Below are 22,106 nucleotides of genomic sequence, written 5' to 3'. Positions count from 1 at the left end.
TCTGCCAGCCGTCTACATCCGTGGGTTAGAAGCCATGGCGCGCGGCGAAGCCATTAAATTCGAGTTTAGAGTTATCGTCCGCGGGAATGCGCTATGAGTGCTTGCGTGGGCCGGGCGAATGGGCGGGAAAACCCGGCGAGGGACGCGCGTGATGGCGAAGGTGCTGCTGATCGAGGATGACCGCGAGACCGCCGAGGAAGTGGTCGGCGACCTGCGCGGGCGCGGGCACGAGGTGCATTGGGCCGCGACCGGCCCCTCCGGCCTCGACCTCGCGCGGGAGCGCGCCTGGGACATCCTCGTCACTGACCGGCTGTTGCCGGGGCGGGACGGGCTGAGCGTGCTCCAGGAGCTGAGGAGCGAGGGCGTGCGCACCCCGGCATTGGTGCTGAGCGCGCTCAGCAGCGTGGACGAGCGCATTCGCGGCCTGCGGGCCGGGGGCGATGACTATCTCGTCAAGCCTTTCGCCTTCGCCGAGCTGGCGGCGCGCATCGAGGCCCTCCTGCGGCGGCCGGCGGAGCCGAAGGAGACCTTGCTGCGGGTCGGCTCCCTGGAGCTCGACCTGATCTCCACCACCGCACGGCGCGGCGAGCGGGAGATCGACCTGCTGCCCCGCGAGTTCAGGCTGCTCGAATATCTCATGCGCCGTCCGGGCCAGACCATCACGCGGGCGATGCTGTTCCAGGATGTGTGGAAGTACAATTTCGTGCCCAAGTCCAATCTGGTGGATGTGCACATCGGCCGCCTGCGCCACAAGCTCGATGCGCCCGGCGAGCCGAGCCTGATCGAGAATGTCCGTGGCGTCGGCTTCGTGTTCCAGCCCGATGCGTAGGCTCCTGAAGACCACCGCATTCCGCTGGGCCTTCGCCATCGCCGCCTGGTCCAGCCTGCTGTCGCTGGTGCTGCTGGCGTTCGTCTACTGGCAGACGGTGACCTTCGCCCGCGAGCGGCTCGACCACCTCGTGCTGCACGAGGCGGGGTTCGCCGCGGCGGTGCCGGCCGAGGCCGCCCACCGCCTGCAGATGTGGCTGCAGGAGGATTTGCACAGCGTGCGCTTCGCCGGCCTGTTCTCGGCCGAGGGCGCCCCCCTGGCCGGCAACCTCGGCTATTTCCCGCCGGAGCTGCCCGCCGACGGGACCGCGCGCCGCGTCCAGATGACGGTGCAGCTCGGCGGGCAGGACATTTCCGAGGAACTGAGGGCGGTGGCCGTGCGCCTCGATGACGGGCGGCGGATCGTGGTTTCCCATGACCTGGACGAGGTCCAGCGCGGCCGGGGCGTCATGTTGCGGGCGCTGGCGCTGGCCATGGGGCCCATGCTGCTGCTCTCGGTGGTCGGCGGCGTCTTCCTCGCGGCCCAGGCGCGCAGGCGGGTGGGGAAGGTGGAAGCGGTGCTCGCCAAGCTCATGCGCGGCGATCTGCGCCATCGCCTGCCGGTGAACGGCACCGGCGACGAGTTCGACCGCCTCTCCGCCGGCGTCAACGCCCTGCTGGCGGAGATCGAGCGGCTGATGGACGAGGTGCGCGGTGTCGGCGACAGCATCGCCCACGACCTGCGCACGCCGCTCACCCGCCTGCGCGCGCGCCTGGAGCGCAGCCGCGACGGCGCGCGCAGCGTCGAGGAGTTCCAGCAGGCCATCGACCAGGCGCTGGTCTGGCTCGACCAGACCCTGTCGCTCATCACCGCCGTGCTGCGCATCGGCGAGATCGAGCACGAGCGCCGCCGGGCCGCCTTCCACCCGTTCGATCTCGCGCCGGTGCTGCGCGAGGTGGCGGAGCTCTATGAGCCCACGGCCGAGGAGAAGGCGATCCGCCTCACGCTGGACATGGCGGACGGGGACGCGGAGATCACCGGCGATTGCGACCTCATGTTCGAGGCCGTGGCCAACCTCGTGGACAATGCGGTGAAGTTCACGCCTGCGGGCGGGACGGTCCGGCTGGGCCTCGGCATGCGCGATGGCGCGCCGGTGGTCTTCGTGGAGGACACCGGGCCGGGCATCCCCCCTGCAGAACGCGCGGAGGTCTTCAAGCGCTTCTACCGCTCGGCACCCGAGCGCCACAGTGATGGAAACGGGCTGGGCCTCAGCATCGTCGCCGCCATCGCCGGGCTCCATGGCTTCACCGTCGGCGTCGCCGAGGCGCCGGGCGGGGGATGCCGCTTCGAGCTTGTCTGCCGGCGTTCCTCCGCCGGGGACCTCGACGGCTCGCCTCGTCCGAGCGGCGCGGCGGGCTCCGCGCAGGGCGGGGCCGTTTCGGCGGAGGCGCTTGCGTCGTTGCAGCCGCATCGGCTGCCATGAGGTTCGGGGCGGCTCGTTACTTCCGTTTTGGAGATTTCTTGATCCTAAGGCCAACTTGAAACCCGTCTCGGGAGATGGCTAGGCTAAGGCAACGCCAGTTCGCGCGAGCTGGCGCAACGCCCCCACGGCATCCGCAAGAGAGGCCGGCGGGCGGGGAACGTGCCCGGGCGGGTCGCGCAGGTCCGCCGCGTGGTTTCGTTCGCTCAGGGATGGGAGCACGCCATGTGGGGATTTTCGGGCAGGAGCTCGGCCAGGATCGACGCCGCCATCGTCTCGCCGCAACCGGGCGTTGCGGGGTTGCAGGACAGCCAGGGCCAGCCGGCGGCCGCTGCCGAGACGGCGGCGCCCGCTGCCGATGCCGACTTGATCGTCCTGCTGGAGGCCGACATCCGCCGCGCGGAGTCCCGGCTGGCGAGCGCGGGTGGCGCCATGCGGGCCAGCGCCGCCGCGGGCGTGCGCGACATGGAGCGTATCCGCGGTGATGCCGAGGAGATGACGGCCGAGACCGCCTCCGCCAAGGAGAATGCCGCCGGGCTCGCCCGCGCCATCGGCGCCTTTGCGGAGACGACCCTGGAAATCGGCCGTCAGGCCCAGGTTTCCGGGCGCCTCGCGGGGGAGGCCGAGGCCGCGAGCCGCGACGTGATCGCCGCGACCCAGGAACTGCACGGCGCCATCACGCAGATCCAGGCCATCGTCGCGCTGATCGCCGACATCGCGCGCCAGACCAATCTTCTGGCCCTGAACGCCTCCATCGAGGCCGCGCGGGCGGGATCGGCGGGGGCGGGCTTCGCGGTGGTGGCGAACGAGGTGAAGTCGCTGGCCGGCCAGACCCAGAAGGCGACGCAGGACATCTCCCAGAAGATCGAGCGCCTCGCCCTCGCGGCGAAGGCCAGCGATCAGGCCATCGGCCGGATCGGCACCACCATCGCCGAGATCAGCCCGGTGGCGGCCCGCGTGGCCGATGCCGTCGCCGGGCAGGCGGACACCATGGACGACATCCACCGCAGCGCCGAGGGGGTGGAGCGCTTTGCCGAGACGGTGGCGTCGCGTGCCCTTTCCATCAGCGCTGCCACCGGCGCCGCCGCAGAAACCGGCGCCGAGATCGAGCGCAGCACCGCGCAGGTGGCCGACGGCGTGCGGGAGATGGCCCGCCATCTCCTCAGCGTGCTGCGGCAGACCGCCATGGGCGATCGCCGCCGGTTCGAGCGCTGGCCGGTGGAGATCCACGGCCGCGCCAGCTTCGCCGGCTCCAGCCAGAGCGTGAAGACGCTGGACCTGTCGCAGGGCGGGGTGCTGCTCGCCGCGCTCTCTCCGGCGCCGGTGGTGGGCGCGCCGGTGCGGCTGGAACTGGGCGGCATGGGGCTTCTCGCCGGCCGGGTGGTGGGCATCAGCGCGCTCGGCTGCCATGTGGCCTTCGATGATTGCGAGAACGAGGCCGTCAAGGCGCGCCTCGCTGCTCTCGCCAGGGAGGCGGCGCCCGCCATTGCCCGCGCCAGCGCGGGAGCCGAAAAGGTGCGCCTCGTCCTTGAGGAGGCCTTGCGGAACAGGCTGATCTCGCAGCCGGAGCTGTTCGACACCCAATACCGGCCGGTACCGGGCTCCGACCCCCAGCAGGTGGAGACCGCCTCCCTCCCGCTGCTCGAACGACTGCTGCCCACGCTGATCGAGGCGATGGTGGAAGAGGACCGCAGCTTGGCCTTCTGCGTGGCGGTGGACATCAACGGCTATCTGCCGGTGCACAATGCCCGCTATTCCAAGCCGCAGCGGCCGGGCGACCCTGTGTGGAACAATGCCAACAGCCGCAACCGCCGCATCTTCGATGATCGCGCCGGCCTCCTGGCCGCGCGCAACACCAAGCCCTATCTGGTGCAGGTCTATGCCCGGCAGATGGGCGGCGAGGTGGTGATGATGCGCGAGGTGGATGCGCCCATCTTCGTCGCCGGTCGCCACTGGGGGGCGTTCCGCACCTCCTACAAGCTCTGACCGCAGAAGGGGGCCTCGCGCGCGTATCCTGCCGCGCTCAGGCGTGCGTCGGCGCCCGGCGGGGCGGGTCCGCTCCGGCAATAGGGTGCGTCGTGTCGTCGGACTGCGCCGCTACGCCTCCCGCGTGAGGTTCCGGTTGAGCGATCGCAAGGCCCAGCGCCGCCCGTCGAAGCGCAGGTCGGTCAGGCTCAGCGGCTCCACGTCGATCCGCCAGAAGGCGGCGGCAGGCGCTTCCAGGGCGAGGAGGACGGCGCACCGGATCACGGCCGCGTGGGTCACCGCCACCGTGTGCCCGCGCCCGCCGCTCTGGCGCTCCATCCATGCGGCGAGGCGCGCCTTGAGGGCCGCCACGGTCTCGCCGCCTTGGGGCGGGCGGATGTCGTCCCGCATGAACGCTTCAAAGGCCTTAGGCTCGGATGCCGCGATGTCGGCGATGCCGTGCCCCGCCCACGGGCCGTGATCGAGATCCGCGAGGGCGGGCTCCGCCCCGGCCTCGATCCCAAGGGCCTCCGTGGTCTGCCGGGCGCGCAGGGCCGGGCTCGTAAACGCGCGGTCGTGGCGGGGCAGGCACGCCGCCAGCCCCGCGAGGCCGGCCAGGGTCTGTGATTCTGCCGGCTCGTCCGCCGGAAAGACGGCCCGGCGCATGGCCGCGGTGGGGGCGTGGCTGAGGAGCGTGAGGCGTAGCATGCCATGCAAAATGCCACGGCGTGGCATCGCGATGCCACATTCCGTTGACACGCGGGTGTGCCGGCGCCTAGCTTGGGCCGTCGAATGCCGATTGGAAGCCGGTGAAATTCCGGCACGGTCGCGCCACTGTAGATCGGGGCCTTCATTGTCGTCCCGAAAGTCAGATCTGATCCGCACTCGACCATATTCACCCAGCGGGACGCGTCATCCCCGGAGTGCGCCATGTCTGATCTTGTCCTGAAGCCTGCCGTCCACCCCGCTCCCATCCCGGTGAGCGAGATCCTGCCGTGGGCGGTGTTCGCTGGTCTCATCCTCCTGCTCGCCATCTATTTCGTCGGCGCGGAGGAGGGAGCCACATCCCTCATTTCCGGGTCCTACGTGCACGAATTCGTGCACGACGGGCGCCATCTCCTCGGCTTTCCCTGCCACTGAGGAGCGCGTCATGGTCGGAAATCTCCTGCTGCGCGGCATGCTTGTCGGCGTGGTCGCGGGACTTCTCGCGTTCGGGTTCGCGCGGGTGTTCGGGGAACCCCCGGTGGCGCACGCCATCGCACTGGAGGAAGCCGCGGGCCAGGCGAAGGGCGAAGCGCCCGAGCCGGAGCTCGTGAGCCGCGAAGTGCAGGCCGGCGTCGGCCTGTTCACGGGCGTCGTCACCTTCTCCGCCGCCCTGGGCGGCCTGTTCGCGCTGGTCTTCGCCTTTTCCCAGGGCCGGCTGACGACCCTGTCGCCGCGGGCGACCGCGGGCCTTCTGGCGCTGGGCGGCTTCGTCGTGCTGGTGTTGGTGCCGGGGCTGAAATATCCGCCCAATCCGCCGGCGGTGGGCGACCCGGAAACCATCGGCCTCAGGACCCAGCTCTACTTCGCCATGCTGGTGGCTTCGCTGGTCGCCGCTTCCGCCTCGGTGGCGCTCGTCCGCCGGCTGCGCGCCGGGCTCGGCGCCTGGAACGCCGTGCTCGCCGGGGTCGCCGCCTATGCGCTGCTCGTGGTGCTCCTCCAGGCCGCGCTGCCGTCGGTCAACGAGGTGCCCGAGCAGTTCCCCGCCACGCTGCTGTGGCAGTTCCGCCTCGCCTCCCTGGGCCTCCAGGCGATCATATGGACGACGCTGGGCCTGCTGTTCGGGTACGTGGCGGAACGCACCCTCGCTCATGCCGGCTCGGGCTCCGCGCGGCTCACCCCCGTGGCGGGCGCGCGATAGCGTGTTCCTGGTTGGGGGAGGTTGAGGCTCCGCCCGCGGACTATCGGCTCACGGCCTGCGCGATCGCCGTGAGCTGGTGCCCGCTTCTGGTGCAAACCCGGCAAGCCGCGCCCCATCCACGCAGCGCACGTGCGGGCCTTCACACGGGTGGAAATGATTCATCCCCCGGGGTCCTGGCCGTGGCCCGCATGGGCTCCCTCGCGTTCTCGATCCCTTCAAGCGAGATTGGACGTCTCCCGGCATGAAGAAGAGTGAAGCCGATGCGGGCGGAAGGCGTTCCGGCGCGTGCGTCTGGCGGCTGGCGTTGCTCGTGCCGGCATGGCTGGCGCTGCTGGCGCCGCTTCCGGCCAACGCCCACCGGCAGACGGTGCAGGGCGAGCGGAGCGGGCTCGAGATCGCCGGCCTCACCCATGGCGAGATGGCTGTGATCGCGGGCTATGCGCCGGCCATCCGCGCCGCGGCGCAGAGCCAGATGCGGACCGATCCCACCTTCCGGCGGCTCGCGAACTTCGCCGCGCTCCAGCGCACCTATTGCCTGTGGGGCCTGATGCCCGGCAGCGTGGCCGACGAGGACAGCCCCTTCAACGCCTGCATGCACGCCTATCTTTCGGCGCTGCGCGCGTTGCTCGTGCACATGCGGGACATGCCGGGCCGGCAGGATGCGGCCCTGAAGCTCGACCAGGAGATGACGCGGGAGCTGGAGCGTAACGCCGCCTTCAACGTCATCTGTCAGTTCAGCAGCGAGAGCTTCAACACGGCCGAGGTCATCATGCCGGAATGGCGGGACATCGCCCGCCATCCGCCGAGCCTGCTTGCGGCCGGCGGGGTGGTGGTGGCGCTGGGCGCTGCCGGGGCGGCGCTGTTCCGCCGGCCGGGCGCTCACCCGCGCCGCAGCAGATAGGTATCCATGATCCAGCCGTGCCGCGCGCGGGCAGCGGCGCGGGCGGCGAGGATGCGGGGGCCCGCCTGCGCCAGCGGGCCCGCCTCCAAAACCTGCTCGGGCATGCCGAGGAAGGCGCCCCACCAGACGTGGAGGCCCTCCGGCTCAAGCCCCTGGAAGCTGCATTCGCCGTCCAGCATCACCACGATGGTGTCCGCGCCCTGCGGCCAGCCGAAATCGCGCAGGCGGCGGCCGGTGGTCACGGTGACCGGGCCGTTGACGGTGTTGAAGGGGATGGCGTGTGCGGCCGTGAGGGCCTGCAATGCCGAGATGCCCGGCACCACCTTGATGCGGGGGCGCGGATCGAGCCGCGATGCGATGCGCAACGTGCTGTCGTAGAGCCCCGGATCGCCCCACACCATCAGCGCCACGGGGCCCTCGGGCCGCGCCTGGGCGATGGCACGCGCCCATATGGCGGCGATCTCGTCATGCCAGCGCCGGACGCGCTCCAGATAGGGCAGGCTCTCGTCGCGGACGGGCATGTCGAACTCCGCCACCGGCGCCGTGCTGCCGCAATCCTTGAGGATGGCGCGGCGCAGGTCCGCGAGGTCGGCCTTGTCCGGCCCCTTGCGGGGCACGAGGATCAGAGCCGCGTCGCGTAGGGCCCTTTGGGCCTCGCGCGTGACGTGGTCCGGGTTGCCGGTGCCGATGCCGACCAGCCAAAGCTCAGTCAAAGCCCACCCCCAGTTCCGCGAGCGGGCCGTAGACGATGAGCGCCGGCCGGGGGCTCACCGCGCCGGCAAGGCGCTCCGCCAGGGTGGCGACGGTGAGGCGCTGGAGCGCCTGCTCCGGCGTGCCCACCGCTTCCGCCAGCAAAGCGGGGGTGTCGGCCGGCAGGCCGCGCGCCAGGAGCGCGGCGGCGAGGGCCGGGAAGGTGCGCTGGCCCATGAACACCACCGTGCAGGCTCGGGGGTCGGCCAGCGCGGCGAGATCGATATCTTCAGGCAGCCCGCCGTCCGCGTCGTGCCCGGTCACGAACTGCACGCGCCGCGCGGTGAGGCGTCGCGTCAGCGGAATGCCGCAGGCGGCGGCCGCCGCGCAGGGCGAGGGCACGCCGGGCACGATCTCGTGGGCGATCCCGGCCGCCCGCACCGCCAGCAGCTCCTCCTCCAGGCGGCCGAACAGCCCCCCGTCGCCGGATTTCAGCCGCACCACCCGTCCGCCGGCCCGCGCATAATCCACCAGAAGCCGGCTCACGTGGTCCTGGCGGGGGGAGGGGCGCCCGGCGCGCTTGCCCACCCCCACCAGATCGGCGCCGGGTCGTGCGAAGGCGAGGATGGGCCCGGCCGAAAGGTCGTCGAACAGCACCGCGTCCGCCCGCTTCAGGCGGTCCGCGGCCTTGATGGTGAGAAGCTCCGGGTCACCGGGGCCCGAGCCGACGAAGCTGACGAAGCCGCTCACGGGCGCTCCTGTGCGATCAAATGGAAGAAGGTGCCGCTCACGGCCCCGCGGCGCGAGCCGGTCTCGGCCACCGTGGCGCCGTCGGCATCCGCGACACGGGCGAGCGGCGCGTCGGGCTGCGCGAGGATGCTCGAATAGTGGAACTCGTGGCCGCGCAGAACGGCGCCCGCCGCGAGCCCCGGCATTGGCGCCAGCAGCTCCGCCCGGCGGTAGCCGAGATGAAGCCTGCGCGCCTCATAGCTGGTGACGAGCCCGAGCAGCCCCGCCATGGCGTGGCTCGCGCCCTCCCGGTCCACGAGCGCGGCGCCGAGCACCATGTATCCGCCGCACTCCCCGTGAACCGGCCGGGTCCGCGCGTGGCGGCGCAGCCCCTCCAGGAAGCGCGCGGCGGCGGCGATGCGCCCGGCGTGAAGCTCGGGGTAGCCGCCGGGCAGCCACACCAGGTCCGCCGTGGGATCGGGCGGCTCGTCGGCGAGCGGCGAGAAGGGCAGGATCTCCGCGCCGGCGGCCCGCCATCCTTCCAGAAGATGCGGATAGGCGAAGGAGAAGGCGGTGTCCCGCGCCAGGGCGATGCGCTGGGCCGGCGGGGCGGGCAGGGGGCCGGCCGGGGCGCCGGGCGCCGGGCTCGTGCCGGCGCGGGCGGCGGCCGTGATGGCGGGAAGGTCCGCATGGGCGCGCAGGAAGGCGGCGTAGCGGGCGATGGCGGCTTCGAGGTCGGGGTGCTCGGCGGCCTGAATGAGGCCGAGATGCCGCTCGGGGAGGGTGAGATCGCCCCGGCGGGGCAGGGCGCCCAGAACGGGAATGCCGGCGCGCGCCATGCCGAGCCGCACGAGGCGCTCGTGGCGCGGGCTCGCCACCCGGTTCAGGATCACCCCGGCGAACGGCAGCTCTGGCGCATAGGCGCGGAAGCCAAGGGCCGTGGCGGCGGCCGACTGGGCCTGCCCGCCCACGTCCAGCACCAGGATCACCGGCCAGCCCATGGCCTGCGCCGTTTCCGCGCTCGACCCGAAGCCGGTGAGGCCGCGTGTCGCGACGGCGTCGTGCAGCCCCATGGAGCCCTCGGCGAGGCTCAGGTCCGCCCCCTGCGCGCGGGCCGCTATGGCGCCGAGCAGCGCGCCGTCCATGGCCCAGGTGTCGAGGTTGAAGGAGGCGCGGCCGCAGGCGGCGTGGTGGAAGGCGGGATCGATATAGTCGGGCCCCGATTTGAAGGGCTGCACGGTGAGCCCGTCTTCCGCGAGCGCCCGCAGCAGGCCGAGCATCACCGTGGTCTTGCCCGTGCCGGATGACGGCGCCGAGACGAGGAGGCCGGGCGGAAAGCCCGGGCTGCGCGTGTCATTCATCGTCCGGCGTCCATTCGGCCCAGGCGCTGCCGGCGGATTGGGGGCGATAGCGGCGGTCGTAGTCAGGCGCGTAGAGCCGACTTTCCGCGAAGCCCTGCGCGGCCAGCGCCGGCCCCACCAGGATGAGCGCGGTGCGTGCGATATCGGTGCCGAGCGCGCCCTCGATGGTGGCGAGCGTCGCGCGGATGATGCGCTGGTCCGGCCAGCTCGCCCGGTAGACCACGGCCACCGGGCAATCGGCGCCGTAATGGGGCACGAGGTCCGCCACCACGCGGGCGATGTTCTGGATCGAGAGGTGGATGGCGAGGGTCGCGCCGGTGGCGGCGAAGGCGGCCAGCGTCTCGCCCGCCGGCATGGCGGAGGCGCGGCCGGGCGTGCGCGTGAGCACCACCGACTGGGCGAGTCCCGGCAGCGTCAGCTCCGCCCCCAGCGCGGCGGCCGCGGCGGCGAAGGCGGGCACCCCCGGCGTCACCGTGTAGGGAATACCGAGCGCCTCGATCCGCCGGATCTGCTCGCCCATGGCGGACCACACCGAAAGATCCCCCGAATGCAGCCGCGCCACGTCCTCGCCCGCCGCGTGGGCGAGGGCCATCTCGGCCACGATGGCGTCGAGGTCCAGGGGCGCGGTGTTGATGATCCGCGCGCCCGGCGGGCAATGGGCCAGCACCGCCTCGGGCACCAGCGAGCCGGCATAGAGGCACACCGGGCAGGCGGCGATGAGATCGCGCCCGCGCAGGGTGAGAAGATCCGGCGCGCCGGGGCCGGCGCCGATGAAATGCACGCTCATTGCGCCTGCCTCCTCACAGCACCACCCGCCATTGCACCACGGGATAGGCGGCCTTCCAGCCGCGCCGGTCGCCGAGCGGCGCGGCCTGGGCCAGCGCGATGCGCAGCAGCTCGCCACCCAGGCGCGCCTGGGCCAGCGCCAGCACCGCCTCGGATTCGAGCGTCACCGCATTGGCGACGAGCCGCGTGCCGGGCGGCAGGCGCGCCTCCAGCGCCGCCAGCAGTGCCGCGCTCAGGCCGCCGCCGATGAACACCGCCTGGGGCAGGGGCAGGCCCTCCAGCGCCTCCGGCGCCGCACCCTCCACCACCTGCAGCCGGTCCACCCCCAGCCGCGCGGCATTGGCGCGGATGCGGGCTGCGCGCGCGGGCTGCGCCTCGATGCCGATGGCCTCCATCCGCGGATGGCCCAGCAGCCATTCGATGGCGATGGAGCCGGAGCCGCAGCCGATGTCCCACAACAGCTCGCCCGGCCGCGGCGCCAGCGCCGAGAGGGTGAGCGCCCGCACCGGGCGCTTGGTGATCTGCCCGTCAGTGTCGAAGAAGTCGTCCGCGATGCCGGAGGCACGGGTGACGACGGCGCCCGCGCCCGCCACCTCCACGCCGACGCAGACCGGGTGCGCGAAGCCGTCGGAGGGAAGGGCATCGGCGGTGGCCTCGATCAGGCGCTCGCGCGGGCCGCCCAGCGCCTCCATCACATTGAGGCGGCTGGCGCCGAAGCCCTGCGCGCGCAGGTAGGCGGCAAGCTCGCTCACCGCCGCGCCGTCGCGCAGCAGCACCAGGGCGCGCGCGCCGGGCGCGAGATGGGGGCGCAGCCGCGCGAGGGGCGCGGCGTGAAGGCCCAGGCAGGCGGTGTGCTCCAGCGGCCAGCCGAGCCGGGCGGCGGCGAGGGAGAAGGCCGAGGGGCCCGGCAAAGCACGCCACTCGCCGGGGGCGAACGCGCGGGCGATGACGCTGCCGGCGCCGAACCAGAAGGGATCGCCGGAGGCGAGCACCGCCACCATCCGCCCCCGCAGGCCGCGCAGCAGCGGCAGGCCGTCATTGAAGGGCACCGGCCACACGATGCGCTCGGCCCGCAGGTCCGGCAGCAGGGCGAGGTGGCGCGGGGGTCCCATCACCACTTCGGCGGCTTCGAGCGCGGCGCGGCTTGCGGGCGGCAGCCCCTCCGGTCCATTTTCGCCGAGCCCGACGATCGTCAGCCAAGGAAGCTCAGCCATGCGTCCCAACCTCCTGATCCTGGCCGGAACGACCGAGGCGGCGGCGCTCGCCCGCGCGGTGGCCGGGGCGGGACTTTCGGGCACCGTCTCTTTCGCCGGGCGGGTGGAGCGCCTGCCCGCGCAGCCGCTGCCGCAGCGGGTCGGCGGCTTCGGCGGGGTGGAGGGGCTCGTCGCCTATCTGCGCGCGCACCGCATCACCCATGTGGTGGATGCCACCCACCCCTTCGCCGCGCAGATGAGCGCCCATGCGGCGGCGGCCTGCGCCGAGGCGGGCGTGCCGCTCGTGGTGCTCACCCGCGCGCCCTGGAGCGCGGTGGCGGGCGACCGCTGGCTCCGCGTGGCGGACATTCCCGCCGCGGTGGCGGCGCTGGCGCGGCCCTCCGCGCGGGTGATGCTCGCCGTCGGCCGCATGCACCTTGAGGAGTTCGCGCCCAATCCCCAGCACTTCTACCTGCTGCGGCTGGTGGAGCCGCCCAAGGCGCCCTTCCCCTTCCCCGACCACCATGTGGTGGTGGATCGCGGGCCCTTCAGCGCGGAGGCGGACCGCGCGCTGATGGAGGCGCACCGTATCGACCTCGTGGTCTCGAAGAACTCCGGCGGCTCCGGCGCCTATGCGAAGATCGCCGCCGCGCGGGCGCTGGGGCTTCCGGTCATCATGATCGACCGCCCGCCGCAGCAGGCGCAGGCACGGGCGGAAAGCGTGGAGGCGGTGCTCGACTGGGTCGCTCATGCCGGCACCGCCCTCGGCGTGTAGACCAGCGGGCGCCCCTCCCGCGCGATGAGCCGGGTGGCGGAGGAGCCCACCAGCACCACGGTGCGCATGTCCGCCATCTCCGGGCGCGCCTGCGCCAGGGGCACGACGCGGATCTCCTCCTCGGGCGTGGTGACGGCGCGGGCGAAGATGACGAGCCGGCCGGGCGCGCAGGCCGCGCGCAGCACATCGAGCACCCGCGCGAAGCCCTCGGGCCGGGCCTTGGAGCGCGGATTGTAGAGCGCCAGCGCGAAATCGCCCTCCACCGCCAGCCTCAGGCGCCGCTCGATCAGGCTCCAGGGCTTCAGATTGTCGGAGAGGTTGATGGCGCAGAAATCGTGCCCCAGCGGTGCGCCGGCGCGGGCGGCGGCGGCCAGCATGGCGGTGACGCCCGGCAGCACGCGGATGTCGAGCGCGCGCCAGGCCGGATCGCCCTGCTCCAGCGCCTCGAACACCGCCGAGGCCATGGCGAACACGCCGGGATCGCCCGAGGAGACCACCACCACGCGGCCCCCGGCGGCGGCGAGCGCCAGCGCATGGAGCGCGCGCTCGATCTCCACGCGGTTGTCGCTCTCGTGCAGGCGCAGCCCGGCGCGCGGCGCCACGCGTCGCACATAGGGAATGTAGCCCACGATGTCGCTCGCGGCGTCCAAGGCCGCCGTCACCTCGGGGGTGACGAGGGCCTCATCGCCGGGGCCGAGCCCGGCGATGACGAGCCAGCCGCCCGCGCGTTCGGGTCCGCCCATGGCCTCAGCTCCGTTCATGGCCGCCGCCCCCGCCCGTGGACGACGACGATGGAGAAATAGGGCGCGGCCTCGCCCTCCACCGCGCGCAGGGGGGTCACCCGCTCGTCGCTCATGCTGGCGTATTCCACCAGGAAGGCGCGTTCCGCCATGCCGGCGGCCGCGAGGGCACGGCGCACGCGGCCGAGGTTCCGGCCGATCTTCATCACCACCAGCGCGTCCGCTTCCGCCATGCGTCGGGCAAGCTCGGCCTCCGGCAGGGTGCCGGCGAGCACGGTGAGCACGTCGTCGCCCCAGGTCACCGGTTCTCCGGTGGCGGTCCAGGCCGCCGACATGCCGGTGATGGCCGGCACCACCCGAACCGGCACATGCTCCTTCAGGCGGACATGCAGGTGCATGAAGGAGCCGTAGAAGAAGGGGTCGCCCTCGCACAGCACCACCACGTCCTCCCCCGCCTCCGCCAGGGCGCGCAGGTGCGCGCTCGCCTCGGCGTAGAAGCGCGAGAGGGCCTCGTTGTAGCGCGGATCGGAGAACGGGATCTCGGTGGTGAGGGGATAGTCCATGGGGTGCTCGTGCGCATCGGGGCGCACCATGCCTTTGACGATGCCGCGCGCCCGGCCGGTGGCGCCTGCCTTGCGGAAATAGGCCACATGGGCCGCGCCCCGCACCAGCCGGTCGGCGCGCACGCTCATCAGCTCGGGATCGCCGGGGCCGAGGCCCACGCCATAGACGGTGCCGGCGCTCATTCCGCGCGGCTCGCGATGGCGTTGACGGCGGCGACCGTGATGGCGCTGCCGCCGAGGCGGCCCTCCACCACGAGGCAGGGCGCGGGCCGGGCGGCCCACAGCGCCTCCTTCGATTCCCGCGCGCCGACGAAGCCCACCGGGCAGCCGATGACGGCCGCCGGCCGCGGGCAGGCCGGGTCCTCCAGCATCTCCAGAAGGTGGAAAAGGGCGGTGGGCGCATTGCCGATGGCGACCACGGCGCCTTCGAGGCGGGGTCGCCACAGCTCCAGCGCCGCGGCCGAGCGCGTGGTGCCCAGGCGCGCCGCCAAAGCGGGAACCTCAGGCTCGTGGAGCGTGCAGACGACGGGATTGTCGGCCGGCAGGCGGCCGCGCGTGATGCCCTCGCCCACCATGCGCGCATCGCACAGGATGGGGGCGCCAGCCTCCAGCGCCGCCCGCGCGGCGGTGACCATGCCGGGGGAGAAGCGGATGTGGGCTTCGAGGCCCACCATGCCGGCGGCATGGATCATCCGCACCGCCACCTGCTCCTCCTCGGGGGGGAAACGGGTGAGATCCGCCTCCGCCCGGATGATGGCGAAGGAGCGGGCATAGATGGCCGCGCCGTCGGTTTCGTAGTCGTAGGGCATGTGTCAGCCGCCGATGATCGCGGGCACCGCTTCGGGGGCGATGCCGCGATGCGCGGGCTCGTCCCAGGGTGCTCCATGGGTGATGAGGTCGAAGGCGCCCTCTCGCGCCACCAGGGTAAGGTCCGCCCGGCCGGGCAGGGCGCAGCCCTTGGCGCAGCCGGAGACGTGCAGCGTGGCGCCGCGCGGCACCAGGGGCGCGAGCGCGCGGGCGAGCGCGCGGGTCGCCGCGCCGGCCTGCGGGCAGCCCGGCGCCCCCGTGCACGCCGCGACGGCGAGGAGGGGATCGTCCGGCGCGAGGATCAGGTCCGGGGCATCGCCGATGGGGCCGATGTCGCGCACGTCGGGCAGGTGAAGCATGCGGTAGGGCGTGACGCGCAGCACGCCGGTGCCACTGCCGGCAAGGCGGCGCAGGTCCCGCGCCCGGAGCTGGCCGAACGCCGCAGCCACGTTGAGCCCGGTGCCGAACCCCGTGGCCATGGGGCCGGGGCGCGGCGCCGGCGCCTCGGGATCGGGCCGCATGTCTCCGCAGAATGCGGGGGGGAGCGCTGCTCCGGCCCGGAGGTGCCCGCGCATGCGGCCGCGCCCGTCCGCCCCCACCCCGCCTGAAGCGAGGAACCAGAGGGCGAGATCCAGCGCCGTGCGGATCGCCTCCCCGGCATCCGCCACCGCCCGGCCGAGCGCCATGCCGTCCGCCCGCACCAGCAGCCGGCCGCTCGCCGCCTCGATGCGGATGTCGCCGCTGATGCCGGCGAGCCGCCGGAGCGGCCCGGCATCCACCACGAAGCCGAACTTGGAGGGCAGGGCGGCGAATTCCGGGGCGACGAGGCCGCGCGCGAGCCGGTGGGCGCACAGCGCCTGGATATCGTCCGCCGCGAGGGCGCGGAACGGATCGGTCACGATGTTGCGCCGCCCCTCCGCCTCTGCGTCCGCGTCCAGCAGGCCAAGGCGGGCAAGGGCGTGGAGCAGCGCCGCGTGGTCCGCCTCCGCCACGCCGCGCAGTTGCAGGTTGGCCCGGCTGGTCAGCTCCAGGAAGCCGTTTCCGAGCGTCTCCGCCAGGTCGGCGAGGCCGCGCGCCTGCTCCGGCGTCAGCTCGCCCAGCGGCGGGCGGACCCGTGCCACCAGCCCGTCGCCGGAGGCCATGGGGCGATGGGCGCCGGGGCACCAGCCCTTGATGTCCGGCGCGCTCATTCCGCCGTCCCCAGCGCCGCGAGGACCGAGTTGCGGCGCGAGCGCCAGAGCCCGGCCGCGTGGAGGGCGGCGAAGCGCGCGCGCATGGCCGCGTGGGCCTGCGGGTTCGCCTCCGCCAGGAAGGCGGAAACCTCGGCGTCGCCCAGGGTCGCGTCCCAGTAGAGGTCGAACAGGTGGGCCGGCACGGCGCCGGCCAGATGGGCGAAGGCGGCCATGTTCTCCAGCGTGGCGGCGATCTCCGCCGCGCCGCGGAAGCCGTGCCGGCGCATGCCCGCGATCCAGCCGGGATGGGCGGCGCGGGCGCGCACCACGCGGGCGATCTCCTCCGCCAGGGCGCGGGCGCGCGGGCGGGCGGGGTCGGTGTTGTCGAGGTGGTAGAGCGCGGCGCCGCCGCCCGCGAGCGCCTGCGCGGCGGCAAAGCCCACCTCGTGCGCCGCATAGTCCTCGGCGAGGAGAAGGTCGGTCTCCGGCAGGTCCTGGAGGTGCACGAAGGCATCGGCCCCCGCCATGCGCGCGCGCAGCCCCGCCTCGTCGCGGGTGGCCTCGACCCCGTCGTGGGCGAAGGCGCTGGCGGCGAGCCAGGCCTCGCCCGCCGCGCGGCGGCCGTCGTCTGAATAATCCTGCAGGAGGCCGCCCATGCCGAGCCCGAAGCCACCGGGGGCGGGGCCGTAGACGCGCGGCTCCGGCCGCCCCGCATAGGGGTTCCACTCCTGCTCGCCCTCGCGCGCGGCGAGCGTGCGCACCGCCTGCTGGAACAGCGCGGAGAGGGTGGGGAACACGTCGCGGAAGAGGCCGGAGATGCGCAGGGTCACGTCCACGCGCGGCCGCTCCAGCTCGGCGACGGGGATGACCTCGATGCCGCCGACCCGCTCCGATCCCGCGTCCCACACCGGCCGCACGCCCATGAGGGCGAGCGCCATGGCGAATTCCTCGCCCGCCGTGCGCATGGTGGCCGAGCCCCACAGGTCGACGATGAGGGCGCGGGGCCAGTCGCCCTCGTCCTGCATGTGCCGGCGCACCAGCTCCCCCGCGAGCCGCACGCCTTGGGCGTAGGCGGCGCGGGTGGGCACCGCGCGCGGATCGGTGGTGTAGAGGTTGCGCCCCGTGGGCAGCACGTCCGCCCGGCCGCGATAGGGCGAGCCGGCGGGACCGGGCGCGATGCGCCGGCCGTCGAGCGCATCGAGGAAGGCGCGCCGCTCGGCCGCAGCCGAGGCGCGCGCATCGAAGGCGCCGGGCGCGGCGGGGGCGCGGCCGAAGACGTGGAGGCCATCCCCGAACTGGCTTTCCTTCACGTCGCAGACGAAGCGGTCGATCCGCGTCACGGCCTCGTGCGGGGGCAGTCCGGCGTCGATGCCGAGGTCGCGCTCCACCCCCAGGGCCTGGGCCTCGTCACGGATGTCGCGGATGAGGCGGGCGCGCCGCTTCGGGTCGAGCCCGTCGGCATTGGAGAATTCGTCGAGCAGCGCTTCCAGCCGCGCGAGGCGGGCGGGGGCGCCGGAGGGCCGGAGCGGCGGGGGAACGTGGCCGAGCGTCACCGCGCCGATGCGGCGCTTGGCCTGCGCCGCCTCGCCGGGATCATTGACGATGAAGGGGTAGACCACGGGCAGGGCGCCCGCCAGCGCCTCTGGCCAGCATGTATCGCTGAGTGCAACCGCCTTGCCGGGCAGCCATTCCAGCGTGCCGTGGGCGCCGATGTGGACGAGCACGTCCGCCTCCGCGCGCAGCCACAGGTGGAAGGCCACGTAAGCGTGGCGGGGCACGCGGGAGAGGTCGTGATAGTCGCCGTCCCGCCGGGCCGGAAGGCCGCGCTCCGGTTGCAGGGCGACGATGGCCTTGCCCCGGCGGACGGCGGCGAAGGCGAAGCCCCGGCCGGTGATGTCCGGGTCGTCCTGCGGCGCACCCCAGGCCGCGTGCAGCTCCGCGCGCAGCGTTTCCGGCAGGGCGCCGAGCGCCGCCTCATAGGCATCAAGCGGCCAGTGGATGCGCGCCTCCGCGAGGGCACTGGCGAGGGGCTCGCCCGGCGCCGCACCGTATCCCTCGGCCGCGAGGTCGGCGAGCATGGCCTCGGCCGAGGCCAGGGGATCGAGGCCCACCGCGTGGGCCATGTTCCAGGCCCGCCCTGGATAGGTGGAGAGCACCAGCGCCGGGCGCCGCGCGTGCGCGGGCAGCGCGGCCAGCCGCGCCCAGGCGGCCACCCGGTTCGCGATGGCGGCGATGCGGCCGGGATGGGGCGCATGGACGGCGCGCGCGTATTCGAGCTGGGGATCGCGCTCCGCCGGCGCCTTGAACGAGGCGACGCCGGCGAAGATGCGCCCGTCCACCTCCGGCAGCACCACGTGCATGGCGAGGTCCGCCGGCGAGAGCCCGCGCGCGGCGGCGCTCCATGCCTCCATGGTCGAGGTCGCCAGCGCCACCTGGAACACCGGCACGCCCGCCGCGTCGAGGGGCGAGGCGCCCCCCTCCTGCCGCCCGTTTTCCTGCCGCCCCGAGAAGGCGGTGGCGTTCACGATGGCCGCCGGCCCGAGCGCCGCCACCTGCCGGGCGAGCCATTCCGCCGCGCCGGCCGCCTTCAGCGAGGGCGCGAACAGGCCCAGCACGCGGAAGCCGCGCTGCCGCAGGGCCGTGAACAGCGCGTCCACGGGCGCCGTGTCGGCGGCCACCAGATAGGAGCGGTAGAAGACCACGAGCGCCAGCGGGGTACCCGCGCCGCCAAGGGCGGCATCCGGCTCGCGCACGCCGTCTTCCGGGGTCCAGGCGCCGAAGGGCGGCAGGGTCTTCGCGCCCGGCACCGGCGGGGCATAGAGGCCGGCGGCGAGCGCCATCTGCGCCAGCGCCGCCTGGGCCGCGACCGCGCCGCCCGCGTCGCACAGCGCCGCCAGCCGTTGCAGCGTCGAGCCCGGCACGGTGGAGACGGCGTCGAGCCGCGCGTCGGGCCGCCCGTCCGCCGGCAGCACCGCGAGGGCGATGCCCCGGGCGCGCGCCAGCGCCTCGATCTGGCTCACTCCATAGGGCCAGTAGGGCAGGCCGCCGATGAGCCGGATCAGGATGCCCTTGGCACCGGAAAGGGTGCGCTCCACATAGGTGTCCACGGAGAGCGGGTGCCGCAGCGCGGCGATGTTGGCGAGGCGCAGGGAGGGCATGCCCCCCTCGCGCCCGCCGCCGCGCCGCCAGCCGGCCGCGAAGGCGCCGAGATCGGAATCGGAGAAGGACAGCACCACCAGCTCGGCCGGGCTCTGGCCGAGATCGGTGGGCGTCTCGGTCTCGTCGAGGCCGTGGCTTTCGCGGAAGACGACGTGCATGGCCTATTCGGCGGCCTGCGCCGGCGGCGCGAGGATGGCGCGGATGGCCTCGGCATCCACGTCGTCATGCTCGGCGATGACCACGAGCCGGCCCCGGCGGGGCTCCTGCGGCCCCCACTGGCGGTCGTACTGGTGGCGCACCCGCGCGCCCACGGCCTGGACCAGGAGGCGCATGGGCTTGCCGGCCACCGCCGCATGGCCCTTCACCCGCAGGATGTTCTGCCTTGCCGCCAGCTCCGCGATCCGCGCCGCCAGCTCGGCGGGGTCGGCCAGCTCGGGGATGTCGATGACCACGCTGTCGAAATCGTCGTGGTGGTGGTCCGATGCGTCGTCATGGTGGCTGGGGCGGGCGTCGAGATCGTCCTCCGCCGCGGCGCCGAGGCCGAGGATCACGCGCGGGTCCACGGCGCCCTCCACCACCTCGATGACGGGCAGGGCGCGCGGCGCCTCGGCATGGATGATCGCCTTCGCCTTGGCCACCCCCTCCGGCCCGGCAAGGTCGGCCTTGGTGAGCAGCACGATGTCGGCGCAGGCGATCTGGTCCTCGAACACCTCGCTGAGCGGGGTCTCGTGGTCGATGCTCGCGTCCGCCTGGCGCTGGCGGTCCACGGCCGCCGTGTCGGGCGCGAAGCGGCCGGCCGCCACGGCTTCGGCATCGGCCAGCGCAATAACCCCGTCCACGGTGATCCTGGAGCGGATGTCCGGCCAGTCGAACGCCTTCACGAGCGGCTTGGGCAGGGCGAGGCCGCTGGTTTCGATCAGGATGTGCTCGGGCCGGGGATCGAGCGCCATCAGCGCCTCGATGGTGGGGATGAAATCATCGGCCACGGTGCAGCAGATGCAGCCGTTGGCGAGTTCGATGATGTTTTCCGCCGGGCAGTCGGGCAGGGCGCAGCCCTTGAGGATTTCGCCGTCGACGCCTACGTCGCCGAACTCGTTGACCACCACCGCGAGCCGGCGCCCGCCCGCGTTGCGCATCAGGTGGGAGATGAGCGTGGTCTTGCCCGAGCCGAGAAAGCCCGTGATGACGGTGACGGGTAGCTTTTCGAGGTTGGCCATGGCGCCCTTGGTCCCACATGGTGATGGCACAGGGGGATTCGCATGGCGGGTGGGTGCGCGCGCAGCCCTCCCGACACCGGTGCACCCCGCCGGCTTCGTCGGTTTGGGCTGGCAGGTCTCCCGGCTTGCGGAAGTCAGAGGCGGCTTTTCGGCCCTCTGCCGGTCGCCCTGCCTTCCCGGTGTTGAAACCAGTGGCGTTGGGCGACCTCTCCGGTCACGGTCGCGGGGGCGGCTGCGCTTGGGCCGGGCTCCACAGCGGAGCGGCCTGGCGCATTCCCTTTTCATCTGTTTACACAGACACCAGCGTCGGGGGAATGTGCCCGAACGGCCTGCCCTGTCAAGCGCGAAGGAACGTGAGATGGAAGATCTGACCGCCCGCCACAACGCCAAGATGAAAACCATCAAGGCGGCGCGGGACGAGCTGATGAAGACGAAGACGCAGGAGAAGGGGCTCGTCATCGTCCACACGGGGGCGGGCAAGGGCAAGTCCTCCTCCGGCTTCGGCATGGTCCTGCGCTGCATCGCCCATGGCATGCCCTGCGCGGTGGTCCAGTTCATCAAGGGTGACCGGGATACCGGCGAGAAGACCCTGCTGCGCGAGCGCTTCGCCCGGGAGTGCCGCTTCTTCGTTTCGGGCGAGGGCTTCACCTGGGAGACGCAGGACCGCGAGCGGGACGTGGCCGCCGCCCGCAACGGATGGCGCATTGCCCAGGAGCAGATCCTTGACCCTGAAATCCGCTTCGTGCTTCTGGACGAGATCAACATCGCCCTGCGCTACGAGTATCTCGACATCGCCGAGGTGGTGGATTTCCTTCTCACCCGGAAGCCGCCCATGACTCATGTCTGCCTCACCGGCCGCAACGCGCGGCCGGAGCTGATCGCGGCCGCCGATCTCGTGACCGAGATGACGCTGGTGAAGCATCCCTTCCGCGACGGCGTGAAGGCCCAGGCGGGGGTCGAGTTCTGATGAATGTCGCGCAGAAGGTGCGCCCCGCCAGCCCCTGCATCGGCGCCTGCGCCATGGATGAGGCGCGCGGCCTGTGCACCGGCTGCGCCCGCACCCGCGACGAGATCGCCATCTGGGGTTCCGCCGACGAGGCGACCCGTGCTCGCGTCTGGCGCGCGCTGCCGGCGCGCGCCGCCATGCTCGGTCTCGCGGTGCGGCGGCTGCCTTGGCGCGGGGAGGGGCTTCTGGACGAGGTGGAGCGGCGCTTCACGGGGGCGCAGGGCAGCTTCGTCGCCGGCGTGCACGGCGCCGTGGCGGAGATGCTGCGCGCGCCGGGGGAGGCACTCGAAGCGCGACGCGCGGGGGAGGCGCTGATCCTGCGCACCGCCCGCGCGGCGCTTCGGCTGGAGGCGCCACCTCATCTGGCCGCGTTCGAGATGGCGCGCGCCGACGCCGCGCCGGTCATCGCGCTGGCGGTGCCGGCGGGCCGGGTGGGGCCTGAGGGACCGCGCGTGCTCACCGCCCTCGGCGCGGACACCGAGGCGCTGCTCGCCCGCGATGCCGGGGGCATGCGCTTCGATCTCGGCCTCGGGCGCCGGGCGGCGCGCTTCTCCATCCGCTGCTCCGCCGGGCTCGCCGCGCGCGTCGCCCCCCATGGCGGCGCGCCGTGGCCGGAGGGCCTCGCGCGCATCGGCGCCGCCGTGCTGGCGGAAAGCCCGGTGCGGGTGGTGGAGGCCCCCTGCCTTCGGGCGGAGGTGGATGCGCCCATTCCCCTGCCCGAGGGGCGATCGCCGGAAGGCCCCCATACCCATCTCCTGCCGGAGGTGCTGGCCCAGGGCCTCGACGCCCCGCCGGGGCTGGCGCCGCCGAAGGGCTACATTCTCTCCCTCCTGTTCTACCCGGCCTGATCC

The 22,106-nt window shown here is 73.3% G+C and carries 21 protein-coding genes and 2 riboswitches; of the genes, 9 read left to right on the top strand and 12 right to left on the bottom strand.

Going from position 1 to position 22,106, the window contains the following annotated elements:
• The first annotated feature begins 151 nt into the window (after positions 1 to 151).
• From V5F61_RS17380 to V5F61_RS17370, 3 genes are all read left to right on the top strand, one after another.
• Positions 152 to 829: a response regulator transcription factor gene (locus tag V5F61_RS17380; RefSeq protein WP_393989247.1), complete on the top strand. Its 678-nt coding sequence runs from the start codon at positions 152 to 154 to the stop codon at positions 827 to 829.
• The gene (locus V5F61_RS17375; protein ID WP_393989246.1) at positions 822 to 2,291 is read left to right on the top strand and encodes a sensor histidine kinase; all 1,470 of its coding nucleotides are present in this window, start codon (positions 822 to 824) and stop codon (positions 2,289 to 2,291) included. The genes V5F61_RS17380 and V5F61_RS17375 overlap by 8 nt, the downstream gene beginning before the upstream one ends.
• Before the next feature lie 222 nt (positions 2,292 to 2,513).
• Complete coding sequence (locus V5F61_RS17370) at positions 2,514 to 4,274, top strand: methyl-accepting chemotaxis protein (RefSeq protein WP_393989245.1); 1,761 nt, start codon at positions 2,514 to 2,516, stop codon at positions 4,272 to 4,274.
• A 111-nt stretch (positions 4,275 to 4,385) separates the two neighbouring features.
• On the opposite strand, the gene V5F61_RS17365 is transcribed toward V5F61_RS17370, so the two are convergent.
• Positions 4,386 to 4,961 (bottom strand): histidine phosphatase family protein, encoded by a 576-nt coding sequence (locus tag V5F61_RS17365; protein ID WP_393989244.1) that lies wholly within the window; start codon positions 4,959 to 4,961, stop codon positions 4,386 to 4,388.
• A 66-nt stretch (positions 4,962 to 5,027) separates the two neighbouring features.
• A riboswitch (adenosylcobalamin (AdoCbl) riboswitch) is annotated at positions 5,028 to 5,182 on the top strand.
• 1 nt (position 5,183) lies between these two features.
• Here V5F61_RS17365 and V5F61_RS17360 point away from each other — a divergent pair.
• The 3 genes from V5F61_RS17360 to V5F61_RS17350 all read left to right on the top strand — a co-directional run bounded on the left by V5F61_RS17360 (position 5,184) and on the right by V5F61_RS17350 (position 7,057).
• Positions 5,184 to 5,393, top strand: a complete 210-nt coding sequence (locus V5F61_RS17360) for a CbtB domain-containing protein (protein WP_393989243.1) — start codon at positions 5,184 to 5,186, stop codon at positions 5,391 to 5,393.
• Between the two features lie 10 nt (positions 5,394 to 5,403).
• Positions 5,404 to 6,156, top strand: a complete 753-nt coding sequence (locus V5F61_RS17355) for a CbtA family protein (protein ID WP_393989242.1) — start codon at positions 5,404 to 5,406, stop codon at positions 6,154 to 6,156.
• A 241-nt stretch (positions 6,157 to 6,397) separates the two neighbouring features.
• A complete protein-coding gene (locus tag V5F61_RS17350) occupies positions 6,398 to 7,057 on the top strand; it encodes a hypothetical protein (RefSeq protein WP_393989241.1) in 660 nt (219 codons plus the stop codon).
• Here V5F61_RS17350 and cobF read toward each other — a convergent pair.
• From cobF to cbiE, 5 genes are read right to left on the bottom strand one after another with little or no spacing between them, the layout of a single operon-like run.
• Positions 7,036 to 7,770, bottom strand: coding sequence for a precorrin-6A synthase (deacetylating) (cobF, locus tag V5F61_RS17345; RefSeq protein WP_393989240.1), 735 nt, complete (start codon positions 7,768 to 7,770; stop codon positions 7,036 to 7,038). The two genes, V5F61_RS17350 and cobF, sit on opposite strands and share 22 nt — an antisense overlap.
• Positions 7,763 to 8,497: a uroporphyrinogen-III C-methyltransferase gene (gene cobA / locus V5F61_RS17340; RefSeq protein ID WP_393989239.1), complete on the bottom strand. Its 735-nt coding sequence runs from the start codon at positions 8,495 to 8,497 to the stop codon at positions 7,763 to 7,765. Before cobA ends, cobF begins: the two co-directional genes overlap by 8 nt.
• Positions 8,494 to 9,837 (bottom strand): cobyrinate a,c-diamide synthase, encoded by a 1,344-nt coding sequence (locus V5F61_RS17335; protein WP_393989238.1) that lies wholly within the window; start codon positions 9,835 to 9,837, stop codon positions 8,494 to 8,496. Before V5F61_RS17335 ends, cobA begins: the two co-directional genes overlap by 4 nt.
• Positions 9,830 to 10,624 carry a precorrin-4 C(11)-methyltransferase gene (cobM, locus tag V5F61_RS17330; RefSeq protein WP_393989237.1) on the bottom strand — a complete coding sequence of 265 codons (795 nt, stop codon included), beginning with the start codon at positions 10,622 to 10,624 and terminating at the stop codon, positions 9,830 to 9,832. The genes V5F61_RS17335 and cobM overlap by 8 nt, the downstream gene beginning before the upstream one ends.
• Positions 10,625 to 10,637: 13 nt before the next feature.
• Positions 10,638 to 11,837, bottom strand: a complete 1,200-nt coding sequence (cbiE, locus tag V5F61_RS17325) for a precorrin-6y C5,15-methyltransferase (decarboxylating) subunit CbiE (RefSeq protein WP_393989236.1) — start codon at positions 11,835 to 11,837, stop codon at positions 10,638 to 10,640.
• Here cbiE and V5F61_RS17320 point away from each other — a divergent pair.
• A complete protein-coding gene (locus V5F61_RS17320) occupies positions 11,836 to 12,591 on the top strand; it encodes a cobalt-precorrin-6A reductase (RefSeq protein WP_393989235.1) in 756 nt (251 codons plus the stop codon). The two genes, cbiE and V5F61_RS17320, sit on opposite strands and share 2 nt — an antisense overlap.
• Here V5F61_RS17320 and cobJ read toward each other — a convergent pair.
• Genes cobJ through cobW form a run of 6 tightly spaced genes read right to left on the bottom strand, consistent with a single transcriptional unit; the run spans position 12,564 to position 20,249 of the window.
• Complete coding sequence (gene cobJ, locus V5F61_RS17315; RefSeq protein ID WP_393989234.1) at positions 12,564 to 13,334, bottom strand: precorrin-3B C(17)-methyltransferase; 771 nt, start codon at positions 13,332 to 13,334, stop codon at positions 12,564 to 12,566. The genes V5F61_RS17320 and cobJ overlap by 28 nt on opposite strands.
• Positions 13,335 to 13,348: 14 nt before the next feature.
• Complete coding sequence (locus V5F61_RS17310) at positions 13,349 to 14,077, bottom strand: precorrin-2 C(20)-methyltransferase (RefSeq protein WP_393989233.1); 729 nt, start codon at positions 14,075 to 14,077, stop codon at positions 13,349 to 13,351.
• Entirely contained in the window at positions 14,074 to 14,703 is a 630-nt protein-coding gene (locus V5F61_RS17305; protein ID WP_393989232.1) for a precorrin-8X methylmutase, read from the bottom strand. The genes V5F61_RS17310 and V5F61_RS17305 overlap by 4 nt, the downstream gene beginning before the upstream one ends.
• A gap of 3 nt (positions 14,704 to 14,706) precedes the next feature.
• Entirely contained in the window at positions 14,707 to 15,891 is a 1,185-nt protein-coding gene (cobG, locus tag V5F61_RS17300) for a precorrin-3B synthase (RefSeq protein WP_393989231.1), read from the bottom strand.
• Positions 15,888 to 19,190, bottom strand: a complete 3,303-nt coding sequence (gene cobN, locus V5F61_RS17295; protein WP_393989230.1) for a cobaltochelatase subunit CobN — start codon at positions 19,188 to 19,190, stop codon at positions 15,888 to 15,890. The genes cobG and cobN overlap by 4 nt, the downstream gene beginning before the upstream one ends.
• Before the next feature lie 3 nt (positions 19,191 to 19,193).
• Complete coding sequence (gene cobW / locus V5F61_RS17290) at positions 19,194 to 20,249, bottom strand: cobalamin biosynthesis protein CobW (RefSeq protein WP_393989229.1); 1,056 nt, start codon at positions 20,247 to 20,249, stop codon at positions 19,194 to 19,196.
• Between the two features lie 93 nt (positions 20,250 to 20,342).
• Positions 20,343 to 20,569, bottom strand: a riboswitch (cobalamin riboswitch).
• 38 nt (positions 20,570 to 20,607) lie between these two features.
• Here cobW and cobO point away from each other — a divergent pair.
• Positions 20,608 to 21,216, top strand: a complete 609-nt coding sequence (gene cobO / locus V5F61_RS17285) for a cob(I)yrinic acid a,c-diamide adenosyltransferase (RefSeq protein ID WP_393989228.1) — start codon at positions 20,608 to 20,610, stop codon at positions 21,214 to 21,216.
• Positions 21,216 to 22,103 carry a DUF1289 domain-containing protein gene (locus V5F61_RS17280; protein WP_393989227.1) on the top strand — a complete coding sequence of 296 codons (888 nt, stop codon included), beginning with the start codon at positions 21,216 to 21,218 and terminating at the stop codon, positions 22,101 to 22,103. The genes cobO and V5F61_RS17280 overlap by 1 nt, the downstream gene beginning before the upstream one ends.
• Positions 22,104 to 22,106 lie beyond the last annotated feature (3 nt).

It is taken from the genome of Xanthobacter sediminis, assembly GCF_043195015.1.
Lineage (GTDB): Bacteria > Pseudomonadota > Alphaproteobacteria > Rhizobiales > Xanthobacteraceae > Xanthobacter.
Note: the sequence above shows the minus strand (reverse complement) of the source record. Positions and strands in the feature narration are given on the sequence as shown.

Bases quoted from the DNA above. Each gene is read 5' to 3' on its own strand.
- V5F61_RS17380 (WP_393989247.1), top strand. From the start codon at position 152: ATGGCGAAGGTGCTGCTGATCGAGGATGACCGCGAGACCGCCGAGGAA.
- V5F61_RS17375 (WP_393989246.1), top strand. From the start codon at position 822: ATGCGTAGGCTCCTGAAGACCACCGCATTCCGCTGGGCCTTCGCCATC.
- V5F61_RS17370 (WP_393989245.1), top strand. From the start codon at position 2,514: ATGTGGGGATTTTCGGGCAGGAGCTCGGCCAGGATCGACGCCGCCATC.
- V5F61_RS17365 (WP_393989244.1), bottom strand. From the start codon at position 4,961: ATGCTACGCCTCACGCTCCTCAGCCACGCCCCCACCGCGGCCATGCGC.
- V5F61_RS17360 (WP_393989243.1), top strand. From the start codon at position 5,184: ATGTCTGATCTTGTCCTGAAGCCTGCCGTCCACCCCGCTCCCATCCCG.
- V5F61_RS17355 (WP_393989242.1), top strand. From the start codon at position 5,404: ATGGTCGGAAATCTCCTGCTGCGCGGCATGCTTGTCGGCGTGGTCGCG.
- V5F61_RS17350 (WP_393989241.1), top strand. From the start codon at position 6,398: ATGAAGAAGAGTGAAGCCGATGCGGGCGGAAGGCGTTCCGGCGCGTGC.
- V5F61_RS17335 (WP_393989238.1), bottom strand. From the start codon at position 9,837: ATGAATGACACGCGCAGCCCGGGCTTTCCGCCCGGCCTCCTCGTCTCG.
- cobM (WP_393989237.1), bottom strand. From the start codon at position 10,624: ATGAGCGTGCATTTCATCGGCGCCGGCCCCGGCGCGCCGGATCTTCTC.
- V5F61_RS17320 (WP_393989235.1), top strand. From the start codon at position 11,836: ATGCGTCCCAACCTCCTGATCCTGGCCGGAACGACCGAGGCGGCGGCG.
- cbiE (WP_393989236.1), bottom strand. From the start codon at position 11,837: ATGGCTGAGCTTCCTTGGCTGACGATCGTCGGGCTCGGCGAAAATGGA.
- cobJ (WP_393989234.1), bottom strand. From the start codon at position 13,334: ATGGGCGGACCCGAACGCGCGGGCGGCTGGCTCGTCATCGCCGGGCTC.
- V5F61_RS17310 (WP_393989233.1), bottom strand. From the start codon at position 14,077: ATGAGCGCCGGCACCGTCTATGGCGTGGGCCTCGGCCCCGGCGATCCC.
- V5F61_RS17305 (WP_393989232.1), bottom strand. From the start codon at position 14,703: ATGCCCTACGACTACGAAACCGACGGCGCGGCCATCTATGCCCGCTCC.
- cobG (WP_393989231.1), bottom strand. From the start codon at position 15,891: ATGAGCGCGCCGGACATCAAGGGCTGGTGCCCCGGCGCCCATCGCCCC.
- cobN (WP_393989230.1), bottom strand. From the start codon at position 19,190: ATGCACGTCGTCTTCCGCGAAAGCCACGGCCTCGACGAGACCGAGACG.
- cobW (WP_393989229.1), bottom strand. From the start codon at position 20,249: ATGGCCAACCTCGAAAAGCTACCCGTCACCGTCATCACGGGCTTTCTC.
- cobO (WP_393989228.1), top strand. From the start codon at position 20,608: ATGGAAGATCTGACCGCCCGCCACAACGCCAAGATGAAAACCATCAAG.
- V5F61_RS17280 (WP_393989227.1), top strand. From the start codon at position 21,216: ATGAATGTCGCGCAGAAGGTGCGCCCCGCCAGCCCCTGCATCGGCGCC.